A 14368-nucleotide genomic window follows, 5' to 3' on the forward strand; every position below is an offset into this window, starting at 1 on the left:
GATGAACCGCTCCCGTACCCGCCTGCTCGTGGCGCTCGCCTCGGCCGGAACCCTGCTCGCCACGGCCGGCTGCGGCGCCGCCGACATGACCAGGCAGGCGTCGCCCTTCGCGGCCCCCGCCGGGGTCAGGACCGTGACGCTCTCCGTCCAGTCGTGGGTCGGCGCCCAGGCCAACGTCGCGGTGGCCGAGCACCTCCTCAAGGAGAAGCTCGGCTACCGCGTCGACCTGGTCCAGACCGACGAGGTCCCCGCCTGGGACGCCCTCAGCCAGGGCCGCGTCGACGCGATCCTGGAGGACTGGGGCCACCCGGACCAGGAGAAGCTGTACATCGACGAGAAGGAGACCATCGTCCGCGGCGGCGACCTCGGAGTCACCGGCCACATCGGCTGGTACGTACCGAAGTACTGGGCCGACGAGCACCCGGACGTCACGGACTGGAAGAACCTCGACAGGTACGCGAAGGAGCTGAGGACCGCCGAGAGCGGAGGCAAGGGCCAGCTCCTGGACGGCTCGCCGTCCTACGTCACCAACGACGTGGCCCTGGTGAAGAACCTCGACCTCGACTACAAGGTCGTCTTCGCCGGCTCCGAGGCGGCCCAGATCACCCAGATCCAGCAGTTCGCCAAGGAGAAGAAGCCCTTCCTCAGCTACTGGTACCAGCCGCAGTGGCTGTTCAACGAGGTGCCGATGGTCGAGGTGAAGCTCCCCGAGTACACGGAGGAGTGTGCGGCCAAGGACCCCGCGGACATCGACTGCGCGTACCCGACGACTCCGCTGCAGAAGTTCCTCAACGCCGACTTCGCCGAACGTGGCGGGGACGCCGCCGCGTTCCTGAAGAAGTTCCACTGGTCGGAGAAGGACCAGAACGAGGTCTCCGAGATGATCGCCTCGCAGAAGCTCACCCCCCGGGAGGCGGCGAAGCGCTGGACCGAACGCCACCCGGACGTCTGGAAGAAGTGGCTGCCCGAGGGCTGACCGCCCGGTGCCCGGCGCCCCGGGAGGGGAGCCGGGCACCGCGCCGTGCCGCTACCGCGCCCGGACCGTCGCCGTCATGGCCCGGTCCGGCTGGAGCGTCAGCCCCGTCAGCGGCGTGATCTCGCCCGGATCGACGTCCAGGGTGAAGCGGCGGGCCAGCACGGCGAGCAGGAGGACGGACTCGACCATCGCGAAGCGTGTGCCGATGCAGACCCGGGGGCCGCCGCCGAACGGGAACCACGCGTACTCGTGGATCGCGTCGCCGGCCTCCGCGTCCCAGCGCTCCGGCCGGAACTCCTCCGGCTCGGGGAACCACCGGGGGTCGCGGTGCGTGGCCCACTGGCTGACCCACACCCGCGTGCCCTCCTCGACGGGCCGGCCACCGATCGTCGCCCCCTCCTTCGCGATGCCGGTGATCAGCCAGATCGCCGGATACAGCCGCAGGGTCTCCTTCACCACGGCCCGGGCGTACGTCAGACGCGCGTAGTCCTCGATGCCGGGCTCCCGGTCGCCGAGCACCCGGTCCAGCTCCTCGGCGAGCGCTTCGCGGACGCGGGGGTTGCGGGCGAGGAGGTACCACGCCCACACCAGGGTCGTGCTCGTCGTCTCGTGACCGCCGATGTACAGCGTGACCGCCTCGTCGCGGATCTCCTCCTCGGTGAGGGGCATCCCGCTCTCGTCGACGGCGGTGAGCAGCCGGCTGAGCAGATCGGGGCGTTCCTCGCCGCCGTCCCGGTGCCGGGCGACGACCCGGCGCACCTCGGCGTCGATGACGGCGGCGGCCTTCCTGATCCGCGCCCGGCCCGGCGTCGGCACCCAGTCCGGCAGCAGTGCGCCGAGCCCGGCGAACTCCTTGCCGATCTCCAGCTGGGCGACGTCCATCGCCCGCCCCATCGCCTCGGTGTCCGCCGGGGTGTCGACGCCGAAGATGGTGCGCACCGCGATCCGCTGGGTCAGCGTGGACATCTCCCGTTTGACGTCGATCCGTTGTCCGTCCGACCACCGGTCGGCCAGCTCCACCGCGCAGGCCGCCATCGTGGCCGCGTAGGACGCGACCTGCCTGGGCCGCACCGAGGGCTGCACCAGCGAGCGCTTGCGCCGCCAGTCCCGGCCGCGCGCCACGAGCATCCCGTTGCCCAGCACCGTCCGGAACGCGATGCCGAGATCCGGCTGGTCGAAGGTGCGCTCCGTCTCGGTGAGCAACTCGCCTATGCGGTCGGGGTCGGCGAGGAAGACGCACCGGTTGCGGCCGAACCTCCAGCGCACCATGTCCCCACGGCTGCGCAGGAGTTCGAAGAAGGCGAGGGGGTCCTTGCCGAACTGCGGCAGGTTCCCCACGAGCGGCAGCCCCTTGGGTCCCGGTGTGAACGCGGGGCCGTGCGGTGGGGTGTCGAGTGCCGGATCGGTCGGGGTGGACATCGAGTGGACTCCGCTTCCTGGGGCGCGCCATCGACGACGCGCGCACGTTCGAACTCAAGCGACCGGCATGGCCGGAATGTGCCGGGATGACCTTACGGGGCAGTCGAGTTGCCGGGTCCGGCCGCGACCGCTCCCGGTTGCGGGCCGGGCCGGCGGCCGTGGGGCACCACGACGACCTGGTGCTCGTCCTCGTACACGACTCGGCCGGGATCGGCGGACTCCAGCCGCTCGCACGCCACCCCGTGCGCGGAGAGCAGGGCGAGGTAGCCGGGGACGCGGTCCAGCAGGCGGGTGGCGGACAGCTTGAACCAGGCGACGGCCTCCGGGTTCACCTCGGGGTCGTACACGGTCGGGTCGACCCGCGACGGGTCGGTGTACGCGGCGTCGTACCAGTCGTTGGCCGCCCGCCAGAACCGGTACTGCTCCTCGGTCAGCCGGCCCTCGCGGGCCAGCCCGTTGGCCAGCGCGAAGATGCCGGGAAAGTGGCCGCAGGGGCTCCGCTCCGGGCTCTGGAACCGTACGTACATCGTGTCTCTCCTTCCGTCCGTCTCCTCCACCGCGGCCGGGAGAATCGCCGGCCCGGCCGGTGGGGCGGGGTGGGTGTTCCGGCACGGGCCGGGGCGCGGCTGGGAGGTGGGTGTTCCGGCGCGGGGCCGGGGTGCGCGACCCCGGCCCCGCGCATCCGTCAGACGCCCGGCGGGACGTGGGCCGGGCGGCCCCGGCCCCGTGTCAGCGAGTGGCCGAACACGGCCGCCAGCGCGGCGAGCACCCCGCCGCCCACGGTCCACAGCCAGCGGTCGGTCCACCGGCCCGAGGCCCAGCCGTCCTCCGGCTCGCCTGCGGCGACCGTGCGCGGCGCGGCCGAAGCGCCCGTGTCGTCCCCGTCCTCGCCGTCTGCGGCCGAGGCGACCGAGATACCCGGCACCAGCGGCTCGGACAGCGCGCCGTCCACGTCGTGGGCCCCGCCCTGCTCCCGCACGGTCGGCCGCACCTCGGCCCCGACCGGCAGTCCGAGCTCGTCGGCGGGCAGGTCGACCACGGTGAGCCGGACGTAATAGCTGCCGGGCAGCGGGTCGTTCGCCCACGGCTCGGACCACGCGCGCACGGGCCGCAGGACGCAGGACAGCTCGACGGTCGCCGCGTCGGCAGCCGTCTTGCGCGTCTGGTGCCCGTACGCGCACGCCTGGCGGCGGCGCAACCCGTCGTACACGTCGATCTGCCAGGTGGACGTGGAGCGCCGGGCCGCGTTCTCGGGCAGCTTCACCGTGGCCTCCACGGTGGGCCGCTGCCCGGCGTCGACCGGGAACACCCAGTACAGGTAGTCGCCCGTCGACGCCTGCGCGGTGCCGGTCTGCCCCTGCTCCAGGGCGGTCGCGGTGCGGAACGTGGTGCCGGCCTCGGTGGGGCCCGACGCGTCACCGGACGGGCTCGCGCTCGCCGACGGGTCGTCCGCGAACACCGGGGGAGCGGTGGTGAGGAGCGTCAGCCCGGCGAGCAGTGCCCCGGTGAGCGCGCGTCGTACGCCGTGGGCGCGGCGGCGGGAAGGGGTACGCATCAGTTGGTCCTCCAGACGGCGACGCGCCAGCGGGAGATCCAGCCGGTCAGCAGGCCCGCGATCAGGCCGGTCAGGGTGAGCGCGCCGAGCAGCCACCAGCCGCGGCCGAGCCCGAAGGCCGCCACGTCCGACGCGCCGTCCGGGCCGTCCACCAGGTCCACGGTCAGCTCGACCGGGAGGCCGGGGGACCGCTTCACGGAGGCGGGCGCGGAGAAGGAGTGGGCGAGCTGGAGGCAGACGGTCTCGGCGGCGGGCTTGCCGTCGCCGTCCTCCGCCTCGCCCTTCGGGTAGCGCAGCCCGGACGAGATCACATCGGTGCGCCCGGCCCCGGCCTCGGAACCCCGGACGATCTCCCGCCCGTGCACGGTCACCGCCCGCAGCAGCACACCGTAGTCGTCGTCCACGGCGCGGTCGGCCGCGACGCTCGCCGAAGCGCGCAGTTCCTGGCCCGGCAGCACGTCCACGCGGTACCAGCGGTGCTGGGCGATCTCCGCGCGGTCGGTGTAGAGACCCGGCCTCAACTCGGGGGCGGCGGAACAGCTCCCGGCTCCCTCGATGGCCACCGGGGTCACGACGGGCTCGGCGGCACGGTCCACCAACTGCTTGACCCGGCCGGACAGTTCCTCCGTGTGCTGGACGGCGGTGTACGTGCCGCCGGTGGCCTCCGCGATACAGGTCAGCTGCTGGCGGATCTTGGCGTTGGGCACCAGGCCCAGCGTGTCCACGACCAGGTGGGTGCCGCGCGCGGCGATCTCACGGGCCACCTCGCACGGGTCGAGCGGTCCGCAGGTGTCCTCGCCGTCCGTGATGAGGACGATCCGGCGGGAGCCGTCCCCGCCCTCCAGGTCGTCGGCCGCGCCGAGCAGGGCCGGGCCGATCGGGGTGAAGCCGGTGGGGGCGAGGGTGGCGACGGCGGCCTTGGCCTCCGTGCGGTCGAGCGGGCCGACCGGGTAGAGCTGCCGGGTGTCCTTGCAGCCGACCTTGCGGTCCTCACCCGGATAGTTCGCGCCGAGCGTCCGGATGCCGAGCCGCACCTGCTCCGGCACCGCGTCCAGGACATCGTTGAACGCCTGCTTGGCCGCGGCCATCCGGGACTGGCCGTCGATGTCGCGGGTCCGCATGGAACCGCTGACGTCGAGCACCAGCTCGACCTTGGGGGAGGGAGCGGCGGGGGCTTCGTCGGCGGCGGCGGGGATCGCGGTGCCGAGCCCGGCGGCCAGGGTGGCGAGCGCTATGCCCACCCCGGTCGTCAGCCGTTTTCTAATGATCATCGCCGGATCCTATGGAATATCAGTTCGCATTCCCAACCGGGTCCTTCGAGAGTCCGCCGCCGTCACCGGCGAGTCACGGTCCGCGGCGTGGGGAAGGCCGTCGGGCAGGGGACGCCGCGCCGGTCCCGGTGTACGGAACCGTGGCTGTGCTGCGGTGATGGGCATGGATCTCACGTCGGCGCGGGCGTGGGGGCGGGTGGAGCCGTACCTGGAAGAGCTGAGGGGGCGGTACGCCGCCGAGGGTGAGGGCCGGGCGGGCCGCCCGGACTCCTTCGAGGACTTCATCGAACACCTGCGTGAAGGGGGCGCGGTGACGGCGGCCGCCGCGGCTGGGGCCCGGGGGCCTGCCCCGACGCCTGCCCGGCAGTCGCCGGAGCCGGGGGATCACCCGCCGAGCAGGGGTGCCGACGCCCGCCCCAGGACCGATGTGACCCGCTCCCAGGTCTCCATATCCCTCTTGACCGGCGGCAGTTGACGGCTCGTCCGGCCCGCCTGCCAGGCCGTCGCCAGCGCCACCGGGTCGCCTCCGCCCGCCGCCGACGCGGCGAGCGCCGCCGCGCCGAGGGCGACCAGCTCCCCGCTGCCCGGAATGACGAGCGGCCGGCCGGAGAGGCGGCGGACCGTCTCCACCCATGTCCGGCCCCGTGCCCCGCCGCCGATCAGCCGCAGCGGCCGGGCCGCCACCTCGGGCGCGTCCGGGTCCAGGCCGCAGGCCGACAGCAGGGCGTCCAGGGCCCGCAGGACGGTGACGGCCGCGCCCTCGTAGGCGGCCCCCAGGAGTTGCTGCCGGGTCGTGTCATGGCGCAGTCCGGTCAACAGTCCGGCGGCGGTGGGCAGATCGGGGGAGCGTTCGCCGTCGAGATAGGGGAGCAGGACCGCCTCGCGGCCGGGTGCCGCGTCCTCGCGGTCCAGGCCCAGCAGGGCGGCCACCTTGTCCACGGCGAGCGTGCAGTTGAGGGTGCAGGCCAGGGGGAGGAACGTGCCGTCGGCGGCGGCGAACCCGTTCAGCGCGGTGGACACGGGCCGGGTGCGGGAGGCGGCGAACACCGTGCCGGAGGTGCCGAGGCTGAGGGCAGGATGGTCCAGCAGCCCGTCGCCGCCGAGCCCGAGGCCCACGGCGGCGCTCATGTTGTCGCCGGTTCCGGCCGCCACCGCGATGCCCTCCGGCAGTCCGAGGGCACGTGCCGCCGCGCCGGTGAGCGTGCCGACGCGGGCCGCCGCGGTGGGGGCGACCTCGGGGAGCAGGGCGGGGTCGAGCCCGAGGAGATCCAGCAGTCCGGGGTCGTACGCGCCGGTGGCGGTGGAGTACCAGCCGGTGCCCGAGGCGTCACCGGGGTCCGTGGCCGCGACGCCCGCGAGGCGTTCGGTCAGGAAGTCGTGGGGGAGTCGGACCGCGGCCGCGCCCGCGGCGCTCGCCGGGTCGTTCTCGCGCAGCCACCGCCACTTGGAGGCGGTGATCGAGGCCACCGGCACGGAACCGGTCCGCGCGGCCCACGCTTCCGGCCCGCCGAGCGCGTCGGTGAGGGCGGCGGCCTGCGGCGCGGAGCGGGTGTCGTTCCACAGCAGCGCGGGGCGCAGTGGCCGGCCCGCCCCGTCCAGTACGACGAGCCCGTGCTGCTGCCCCGCGACCGCGATGCCCGTGACCGCGCGGGCGGGCAGCCCCGACTCCTTCAGCCCGGCGGCCACCGCTTCGCCCAGGGCCCGCCACCAGGTCTCCGGGTCACTCTCCCGCGCCCCGCCCTCCCCGGTGACCGCATGGGAAGCGCGGCCCACGGCGAGTTGCTCGCCGGTCCCGGCGTCGACGAACGCGGCCTTGGTGGACTGGGTCGAGCTGTCCACGCCGATGACGACGGCGGGTGACGGCATGGGGGCCTCTTTCGCGCTGCGGGTGCGGGTCACGGCGGCCGGGAATTGGGCTGCGGCACGAACAAATTACGGGATGGGCGCGCCCCTGCACAGGGTGCCGGTGGCGCTCGGGGCGTACTGCGGATGAAGCTCTGTGCGGCAGGGGGCTTCCGTGCTGCGGGCGCGATGTGCTTGATTAGTCATGACACTGAACAAATAAGGGTGCCGGATCTTCCACCGGCCTCCCGACGGCAGGCGAAGGCGGTCGGACCATGACGGAGCGCTTCACCCCCACCCCGGAGGACAAGTTCAGTTTCGGCCTGTGGACCGTGGGCTGGCAGGGCCGGGACCCCTTCGGCGACGCGACCCGCGCGGCCCTCGACCCCGTCGATTCGGTGCGGCGGCTCGCGGAGCTGGGCGCCTGGGGCGTGACCCTCCACGACGACGACCTGATCCCGTTCGGATCGCCGGAGACCGAACGCGAGCGGCTCGTCAAGCGCTTCCGGAAGGCGGTGGACGGCAGCGGGCTCGTGGTGCCCATGGTGACGACGAACCTCTTCACCCACCCCGTCTTCAAGGACGGCGGCTTCACCGCCAACGACCGCGACGTACGCCGCTACGCGCTCCGCAAGACCCTGCGCACCATCGACCTCGCCGTCGAACTGGGCGCGAAGACCTTCGTCGCGTGGGGCGGCCGGGAAGGCGCCGAGTCCGGCGGGGCGAAGGACGTCCGCCTGGCCCTGCACCGGATGAAGGAGGCGTTCGACCTGCTGGGACAGTACGTCGTCGAGCAGGGCTACGACCTCCGCTTCGCCGTCGAACCCAAGCCGAACGAGCCGCGCGGCGACATCCTGCTGCCCACCATCGGCCACGCCCTGGCCTTCATCGAGCGCCTGGAGCGCCCCGAACTGGTCGGCGTCAACCCGGAGACCGGACACGAGCAGATGGCCGGGCTCAACTTCCCGCACGGCATCGCCCAGGCCATGTGGGCCGACAAGCTCTTCCACATCGACCTCAACGGCCAGTCCGGTATCAAGTACGACCAGGACCTGCGCTTCGGCGCGGGCGATCTGCGCCAGGCGTTCTGGCTCGTGGACCTGCTGGAGAGCGGCTACGAGGGCCCCCGCCACTTCGACTTCAAGCCCCCGCGCACCGAGGACCACGACGGGGTGTGGGCCTCGGCCGCCGGCTGCATGCGCAACTACCTCATCCTCAAGGAGCGGGCCGCAGCCTTCCGTGCCGACCCCGAGGTGCGGGCGGCCCTGCGCGCGTCACGCCTGGACGAACTGGCACGTCCCACCGCCGGCGACGGCCTGGCGGGCCTGCTCGCCGACCGCACCGCGTACGAGGACTTCGACGTGGACGCCGCCGCCGAGCGCGGTATGGCCTTCGAGGCCCTGGACCAGCTCGCCATGGACCACCTGCTGGCCGTGCGCTGACGGACGGAACCGGGTGGGGCGGGGCGCCCGTACGGGTGGGCCGGGACCGGCACCGGGCCCGGCCCACCCGTACGGCGAGGCCCCGGCGCACCGCGGGACACCCCGGTTCGGCCGCCCCGTGGACCGTGGCCGCCGCGCCTCACTCCCCGGACGTTCCCACCGGCTCCGCGTACGCCACCGGGTCGTCCAGCACGTCCTGCACCACGAGCGCCGCCGCGCCCCGCGCCGCGTCACCCGCCACCGACGACGCCCGGAGCCGGCCGTCGGCCGCGGACCAGAGCCCCGAGACCACCCGGCCGGTCAGCTCCTCGGCGGCGGGCGGCGACAGCCACGGCATCAGGCCCCGGTAGATCCCGCCGAGCACCACCGCGTCCGGATCGATCAGGTTCACCGCCCCCGACAGCACCCGGCCGAGCATCCGGCCCGCCCCGCCGACCGCAGCCACCGCGCGCGGGTCCCCGGCCGCGGCGCGCCGCTCCAGCTCCAGCACCCCGGACGCGCCGCCCCCGCCGTCGATCCCGGCCGTCCGCAGCAGCGCCGACTGTCCGGCGTACTGCTCCAGGCACCCCCGCGATCCGCACCGGCACTCCGGGCCCGCCGGGTCCACCACCACATGGCCGATCTCCCCGGCGAAACCGTGTGCCCCGCGCAGCAGTTCGCCGTTCAGGACGAGCGCCCCGCCCACCCCGATCTCCCCGGTCAGATAGAGGAAGCTGCGCACCTCGCCCAGCCCGCCGAACCACAGCTCGGCCAGCGCCGCGAGATTGGCCTCGTTCTCCGAGGCGACCGGCAGCACCGGGCGGCCGGGGCGCAGGGCCGCGAGCGCCTCGGCGAACAGCTGCTGCGCCGGCACCTCGTTCCAGCCCAGGTTGGGGGCCTGCCGCACCGAGCCGCCGGAGACCAGGCCCGGCAGCGCCAGCGTCGCGCCCACCGGCCGCAGCTCCTGCTCGGACGCCGACTCCAGGGTCCGCGCGGCGAGCCGGGCCGCCCGCGCCAGGACCTCAGCGGCGGACGCGCCCCGGTTGTCGAGGTGCTCGGTCTGCCGGACCCGCCCGGTGCCCGCCAGGTCCACCACGCAGACCGAGACGTAGTCGACGTTGATCTCCACGCCGAGCCCGGCCGGACCTGTGCGGGCCACCTTGAGCGCGGTACCGGGGCGGCCCGCCTGCCCGCTGAACGTCTTGCCCGACTCCGTGAGGAACCCGCTGTCCATCAGCTGCTCGACGAGCGAGGACACCGCCGCCCGGGTCAGCCCGACGCGGCCGGCCACCCCGGCGCGGGTCGCCTCGCCGCGCTCGCCCTCGTCCCGCACGGCGCGCAGTACCAGGCTCAGATTGTGCCGTCGCACGGTGTCCTTGTCGGCCTTGGGCCCCAGCGGAGTGAGGATGCTCTTCATGTCGTCGCCGAGCCTATGTGATGGGCGGACACGGCCGGGGCGGCCGCGGCCTTCCGGCCGCCGACCGCCCCCGCCGCGCTCAGGACCCGGTGTTCAGGGCTTGGCGCCCCGTTCCTCCAGCATGTGCGCCATCAGGCCCATCTCCGACCGCTGGCCGCGGACCATGCCCGCCGCGAGATCCCGGATGGCGCCCGTCGTCGCCGCGTCGGCGGCGGCTCGCGCCATGCCCGCCCCGGCGCGGTGGTGCACGGTCATCAACCGCAGGAACAGCACCTCGGCCCGCTCGCCCTTCGCGGCGGTGAGCGCCGCCAGCTGGGCGTCGGTGGCCATGCCCGGCATCAGCGCACCGTCACCGGTCGGCGTGACGGTGTGCCCCATCCACTCCATCGGCGGTCCGGCCGCGCTCTTCGGCAGCCCCCACACCTCCAGCCAGCCCAGCATCATGCCGCGCTGGTTGGCCTGGGTGTTGATGATGTCGTACGCGAGCCGCCGCACGTCCTCGTCGTCGGTGCGGTCCCGCACGATGAACGACATCTCGACCGCCTGCTGGTGGTGGATCGCCATGTCGCGGGCGAAGCCCGCGTCCACGGAGTCCTCCGCCGGGGCGGACCGCGACGAGGACGCCCCGGACGGCGACGCCGCGGAGGGGCGGACGACCATCAGCGCCACCAGCCCCAGCGCGACGAGCAGCACACCGGCCCCCGCGATCACCATCCGCCGGGTGGCACGGGACGGGGCGAGGGGGGTCACTTGTCCAGCCCGCCGGTGCAGGCGGCCCCCGGCTCGGGGGTCTGCGGGCCCTGCACGTACTTGGTGAAGAACTGCGCGACGCGGTCGTCCGACGCGCTCTTCACCGTGACCTGCTTGCCCCACGCACTGAGCATCAGCGGGTCCTTCTGGTCCTTGACCGGGCTCATCAGGGAGTACGGGGTCGCCTTGACCTTCTTGGCGAGCGCCTCGATGTCGGCGTCGGACGCCTCGTCGTTGTACGTGACCCAGACCGCGCCGTGCTCCAGCGAGTGCACGGCGTTCTCCTTCGGCAGCTCGTGGGTGTAGACGTCCGCGTTGCAGTTCATCCACACCTGGTTGTGGTCGCCGCCGACGGGCGGGTTCATCGGGTAGTCGACCTTGGTCGCCACGTGCTCCTGCGTCAGCTTGTCCCAGCTGCGTTCGCCGGTGACGGGAGAGGTCTTGGCCTCCTGGTCCTTCTTCTCCTTCTCGTCGGCCTGCGCCATCAGGTAGCCGCCGCCGGCGACCAGGGCGGCGACCACGGCGACCGACGCGCCGATGGTGAGGATGCGGACCCGGCGCTCACGGGCGCGCTCCTTGCGGCGGGCCTCTTCGAGCTTGGCGCGGCGTGCCGCGGCCGGGTCGTTCGGGTTCTTGGCGGAAGCCATGGGAAGTCCTCGTCGTTCAACCGATGCATACGGGGCGATGCATGAGGGGTAAAGGGGTCGAGCCGTGCGGAACACCGCTCCCGGTGAACCGGTGCCGGGGCGCGGTGGGGAGCGGGCCGGTTTCTAGACCCGTTGAACCTGGAGACGCAGTTGATCGACGGAACGCACACCGTCGTGCGCCGGACCCCTGATGGCCGCCGCCCCGGTGAGCGGAGCGGCCGGGGCGGACGCCACGGGCGAGGGCACGGCCGCGGGGGCGGACGACGCCGGCAGCACGACGGCCACCGTGTGCGTCGAGCCGCCGTGGCACGACGTACCCAGTCCGCGGTCGCCCGGGGAGGCCAGCACGACCGGCTCGAAGGCCGCCTCGGGGGTCGGGGTGAACGCGCGGACGGCGGCCGGGTCGGGGCCCGCCGCGACCGGCACGGCCGCGGACGAGGTGGTGGCCGAGCAGCAGAAGAGCATGGCCAGGAGGAAGAAGACCCAGCCCAGGGCGAGGGGCGTGCGGGAGCGGCACCCCTGCCGGTCGCTCCGCCTGCTCACCCTGGTCATCGCCCGTCATCGTAGTGGGTGCATGAAAGTTCAAAGAATGTGGGTCGCGCTGTTCGCGGGACAGTGTGCCCGAGTCGTCGCCGTCCGAACAGAGGCAAGTTAATTTACTGGTGTAATACCTGTTAACGTATATGGGTGAGTGATGCACCTACCTGTCCGGAGCGGCCTGTTGCCCGCACCGCCCGCGCGGCCGCCCGCAGGCTCGCGGTGGTTCCGGCCCTGCGGCTGTCGCGCCCCTCGGACACCTGGTTCAAGCCCGCCCTCAGCGTGGTCGCCGCCTCCGCCGTACCCCATCTGACGCTCCTGGCCGTCGGGCGGCTCGACCTCGTCATCTTCACCATGGCCGGTTCGCTCTGCGCGCTCTACGGCCACGGTCTGCCGTACGCGCGGCGGGCCCGCGCCGTCGCCGGCGTGGTGCTCGGCATGGCGGCCGGCCTCGCCGTCTCCCGGGCCGCCGCGGCCCTCACCGACTCGACCGCCGTGCTCATCGCGGTCGGAGCGCTGCTCGCCGCCGTCCAGAAGGCGGTGTGCGATGCCACCCGGATCGGCCCGCCCGGCCATGTGATCTTCACGTTCGTCAGCTCCGCCGCCCTCTTCGCCCCCCAGCGCCCCGAGCAGACCCCCGCCCATCTCGCCCTGACCCTCGGCGCGGGCGCGTTCGCCTGGCTGGTCGTCCTCGCGCCCGCCCTGGTCCGCCGCGAGGGCCCCGAACGCCGGTCCGTCGCCCGCGCCCTGGAGGCCGCCGCCGCGTGCGCCGCCGACCCCGGCCCCCGTACCCGCAACGCCGCGGCCGCCGCCGTGCACGCCGCCTGGCAGTGCCTGCTCGCCTCGGGACGCCCCACGCCCGTCCGCCGGTCGCTGGAGCGCCTGGTGGTGCGTGCCGAGGCGGCCTTCGCCGCGCCGGGTCCCGACGGCGGTGCCGGGGAACCGGACCGGCTGCGGGAGTGGGCGGCCCGGACCCGGGCCAGGGGCCCCGTCCCCACGCCGCCACCGACGGCCGGCACCGCCGACGAGCTGTACGGGATCGCCGCCGAACGCGCCGCCCTGCGCTGCCCCGAGGGCCGTCGCGCGGCCCGCCGCGCGCTGCTGGGACGCCTCGGCCCCGGCTCGCCCCTGCTGCCCGTGGCCCTGCGCACCCTGGTCGGCTGCGCGCTCGCCGGGTACCTCTGCGCCGCACTCGGCGTCGGCCGCCCGTACTGGGCGATCGTCACCGCCGCCTCGCTCCACCAGGCCAACGTCACCCTTTCGTGGGACCGGACCCTCCAGCGCACCCTCGGCAACCTCCTGGGCGTACTCGTCTTCGCCGCCGTGCTGCCCGTGTCCCGGACCGGCCCCCTCGCCCTCGTCTGCTGCTGTCTCTTCCTCAGCTTCGCCGCCGAAGCCCTCATCACCCGCAACTACTGGCTCGGCTCCGTCGCGGTGACCCCGATGGCCCTGCTGGTCCTGGAGTTCGGCGGCGCCCACCCGGCCGGGGAAGTGATCGGGGACCGGGTCCTGGACACCGTCCTCGGCGCGCTCGCCGGCTTCCTGGCCGCCGTGCTCGTCACCAACCGGAGGGCGGCGGGACGCGTCGAGCGGGCGCTCGACACCGCCGAACGGGCCCGCTCCGAGGCCGAGCGGACCGGCGCCGACCCCTCGGCCGCGCCCGCCGAGCGGGACCGGGCGCGCCGGACGCTCACCGCGAGCCTGGTCGAACTGCGCGAGGCGGGCGACACCGCCGCCGGCGAGTGGTGGCAGCGCGCCCTGCCCGAGCAGCGCCTGCTCGCGGCCGAGCTGGCGGGACACCGTACGCTCGCCGCGACAGCACGACGGCGGGGGTCCGGGGCCTCCACGGCCTCCACGCCCACCGCCCCTTCGATCGGAGCGGAGTGACCGACGACATCGTTGCCTCGGTGGTCCGGCAGTGGCAGGCCGTCCACCCCGAGCTCGACACCGGGCCGATGGAGATCATCGGCCGGATCAACCGCTGCGCCGCACTGCTCCAGCAGGCGGAGGACGGTCCGCTGCGCTCCGCCGGGCTGACCCGTGCCGAGTTCGACCTCCTCGGCGCCGTACGCCGGACGGACCGGGAGCTGACCCCCGGCGAACTGGCCCGTGAGACCTTCTCCTCGGGCGCCGCCGTCACCAAGCGCCTGCGCGCCCTCCAGGAACGCGGCCTGGTCGACCGCCGGGGCGACGAACGCGACCGCAGGGTCGCCCATGTCCGCCTCACCGACGAGGGCCGGGCCCTGGTGGACCGGCTGCTGCCCCGGCAGCTCGCCTACGAACGCACGGTGCTGGCCGGCCTCGACGAGAGCGGCCGCGACGAACTCGGCTCCCGGCTCGGCGAACTGCTCGTCCAGTTGGAGGGGCGGCTCGGCGGGGGCCGGTACTGAGCCGACCATCGGTGGCGGGACCGAGGGGCGCGTCGTGGACGAGGTCCCGTGCGACGCGTCGCAGGGGTGGGCCCGCGCACGTGTGTGTCGGAGCGGGGGAGCCACGGACCCGCGTCAGAGCGGCCGCTCGGCCCGTCACCCTT

The 14368-nt window shown here is 74.2% G+C and carries 13 protein-coding genes; 4 read left to right on the forward strand and 9 right to left on the reverse strand.

The features are described from left to right. The first annotated feature begins 1 nt into the window (after position 1). Entirely contained in the window at positions 2 to 976 is a 975-nt protein-coding gene (locus QFZ71_RS27285; RefSeq protein ID WP_307670800.1) for an ABC transporter substrate-binding protein, read from the forward strand. 51 nt (positions 977 to 1027) lie between these two features. On the opposite strand, the gene QFZ71_RS27290 is transcribed toward QFZ71_RS27285, so the two are convergent. The 5 genes from QFZ71_RS27290 to xylB form a co-directional block, all read right to left on the reverse strand. Next, positions 1028 to 2395 carry a cytochrome P450 gene (locus QFZ71_RS27290; protein ID WP_307670801.1) on the reverse strand — a complete coding sequence of 456 codons (1368 nt, stop codon included), beginning with the start codon at positions 2393 to 2395 and terminating at the stop codon, positions 1028 to 1030. A gap of 92 nt (positions 2396 to 2487) precedes the next feature. Beyond that, positions 2488 to 2922: a hypothetical protein gene (locus QFZ71_RS27295; RefSeq protein ID WP_307670802.1), complete on the reverse strand. Its 435-nt coding sequence runs from the start codon at positions 2920 to 2922 to the stop codon at positions 2488 to 2490. A 158-nt stretch (positions 2923 to 3080) separates the two neighbouring features. Next, entirely contained in the window at positions 3081 to 3950 is an 870-nt protein-coding gene (locus QFZ71_RS27300; protein WP_307670803.1) for a hypothetical protein, read from the reverse strand. After that, positions 3950 to 5221, reverse strand: a complete 1272-nt coding sequence (locus tag QFZ71_RS27305; RefSeq protein ID WP_307670804.1) for a VWA domain-containing protein — start codon at positions 5219 to 5221, stop codon at positions 3950 to 3952. Before QFZ71_RS27305 ends, QFZ71_RS27300 begins: the two co-directional genes overlap by 1 nt. 384 nt (positions 5222 to 5605) lie before the next feature. Continuing rightward, the gene (gene xylB, locus QFZ71_RS27310) at positions 5606 to 7087 is read right to left on the reverse strand and encodes a xylulokinase (protein WP_307670805.1); all 1482 of its coding nucleotides are present in this window, start codon (positions 7085 to 7087) and stop codon (positions 5606 to 5608) included. A 251-nt stretch (positions 7088 to 7338) separates the two neighbouring features. Here xylB and xylA point away from each other — a divergent pair, with 251 nt between their 5' ends. After that, positions 7339 to 8505 (forward strand): xylose isomerase, encoded by a 1167-nt coding sequence (gene xylA / locus QFZ71_RS27315; RefSeq protein ID WP_307670806.1) that lies wholly within the window; start codon positions 7339 to 7341, stop codon positions 8503 to 8505. Positions 8506 to 8644: 139 nt separating this feature from the next. Here the strand turns inward: xylA and QFZ71_RS27320 are convergent, their stop codons facing one another. From QFZ71_RS27320 to QFZ71_RS27335, 4 genes are all read right to left on the reverse strand, one after another. Then, the gene (locus QFZ71_RS27320; RefSeq protein ID WP_307670807.1) at positions 8645 to 9901 is read right to left on the reverse strand and encodes an ROK family protein; all 1257 of its coding nucleotides are present in this window, start codon (positions 9899 to 9901) and stop codon (positions 8645 to 8647) included. A gap of 93 nt (positions 9902 to 9994) precedes the next feature. After that, positions 9995 to 10651, reverse strand: coding sequence for a DUF305 domain-containing protein (locus QFZ71_RS27325; protein ID WP_307670808.1), 657 nt, complete (start codon positions 10649 to 10651; stop codon positions 9995 to 9997). Beyond that, a complete protein-coding gene (locus QFZ71_RS27330; RefSeq protein ID WP_307670809.1) occupies positions 10648 to 11298 on the reverse strand; it encodes a DUF3105 domain-containing protein in 651 nt (216 codons plus the stop codon). Before QFZ71_RS27330 ends, QFZ71_RS27325 begins: the two co-directional genes overlap by 4 nt. A 123-nt stretch (positions 11299 to 11421) precedes the next feature. Continuing rightward, positions 11422 to 11850: a hypothetical protein gene (locus QFZ71_RS27335; RefSeq protein WP_307670810.1), complete on the reverse strand. Its 429-nt coding sequence runs from the start codon at positions 11848 to 11850 to the stop codon at positions 11422 to 11424. A gap of 135 nt (positions 11851 to 11985) precedes the next feature. Between QFZ71_RS27335 and QFZ71_RS27340 the strand changes: the two genes are divergently transcribed. Together QFZ71_RS27340 and QFZ71_RS27345 are read left to right on the forward strand one after the other, a co-directional pair. Next, on the forward strand, positions 11986 to 13722 hold the full coding sequence (locus QFZ71_RS27340) for an FUSC family protein (RefSeq protein WP_373465160.1): 1737 nt from the start codon (positions 11986 to 11988) through the stop codon (positions 13720 to 13722). Beyond that, positions 13719 to 14225 (forward strand): MarR family winged helix-turn-helix transcriptional regulator, encoded by a 507-nt coding sequence (locus QFZ71_RS27345; RefSeq protein WP_307670811.1) that lies wholly within the window; start codon positions 13719 to 13721, stop codon positions 14223 to 14225. Before QFZ71_RS27340 ends, QFZ71_RS27345 begins: the two co-directional genes overlap by 4 nt. Positions 14226 to 14368: the final 143 nt, after the last annotated feature.

Origin of the sequence: Streptomyces sp. V2I9 (assembly GCF_030817475.1) — a bacterium.
GTDB lineage: Bacteria > Actinomycetota > Actinomycetes > Streptomycetales > Streptomycetaceae > Streptomyces.

Coding starts and splice junctions, on each gene's coding strand:
- QFZ71_RS27305 (WP_307670804.1), bottom strand. CDS start 5,221: ATGATCATTAGAAAACGGCTGACGACCGGGGTGGGCATAGCGCTCGCC.
- QFZ71_RS27285 (WP_307670800.1), top strand. CDS start 2: ATGAACCGCTCCCGTACCCGCCTGCTCGTGGCGCTCGCCTCGGCCGGA.
- QFZ71_RS27300 (WP_307670803.1), bottom strand. CDS start 3,950: ATGCGTACCCCTTCCCGCCGCCGCGCCCACGGCGTACGACGCGCGCTC.
- xylA (WP_307670806.1), top strand. CDS start 7,339: ATGACGGAGCGCTTCACCCCCACCCCGGAGGACAAGTTCAGTTTCGGC.
- QFZ71_RS27330 (WP_307670809.1), bottom strand. CDS start 11,298: ATGGCTTCCGCCAAGAACCCGAACGACCCGGCCGCGGCACGCCGCGCC.
- xylB (WP_307670805.1), bottom strand. CDS start 7,087: ATGCCGTCACCCGCCGTCGTCATCGGCGTGGACAGCTCGACCCAGTCC.
- QFZ71_RS27290 (WP_307670801.1), bottom strand. CDS start 2,395: ATGTCCACCCCGACCGATCCGGCACTCGACACCCCACCGCACGGCCCC.
- QFZ71_RS27335 (WP_307670810.1), bottom strand. CDS start 11,850: ATGACCAGGGTGAGCAGGCGGAGCGACCGGCAGGGGTGCCGCTCCCGC.
- QFZ71_RS27295 (WP_307670802.1), bottom strand. CDS start 2,922: ATGTACGTACGGTTCCAGAGCCCGGAGCGGAGCCCCTGCGGCCACTTT.
- QFZ71_RS27320 (WP_307670807.1), bottom strand. CDS start 9,901: ATGAAGAGCATCCTCACTCCGCTGGGGCCCAAGGCCGACAAGGACACC.